The sequence below is a fragment of the Bordetella petrii genome, from assembly GCF_017356245.1.
Lineage (GTDB): Bacteria > Pseudomonadota > Gammaproteobacteria > Burkholderiales > Burkholderiaceae_B > Bordetella_A > Bordetella_A petrii_D.
The window spans coordinates 1-309 of the sequence record NZ_JAFMZZ010000013.1 but is presented as its reverse complement, the minus strand read 5'-3'; the positions used below and the strand labels follow the sequence as shown (position 1 = coordinate 309).

At 67.6% G+C, this 309-nt stretch carries 1 protein-coding gene; it reads left to right on the top strand.

The features are described 5' to 3' along the window. A partial coding sequence (locus J2P76_RS23535; RefSeq protein ID WP_207410712.1) for a VCBS domain-containing protein occupies window positions 1–309 on the top strand: 309 nt, incomplete at both ends.

The following is a 309-nucleotide window of genomic DNA, read 5'->3' as shown; positions in this document are numbered from 1 at the left end:
TGCGACCCCGGGCAGTCCGGCCGAGGGCAACGTACTGGACAACGACAGCGACGTGGATGCCGGCGACCAGAGCGTGGTGTCGGCCATCCAGAACCCGGACAGCACCGTCGGCATCGTGGGCGGCGAGGCTGTCGGCCAATACGGCACGCTGACGCTGCAGGCCGACGGCTCGTACCGCTACGAGGTCGACGATACGCTGGCAGCGGTGCAACAGCTGCGCGCGGGCCAGTCGCTGCAGGAAACCTATACCTACACCGTCCAGGATCTGGCCGGGCTGACGCATACGGCCACGCTGACCATCACCATCGC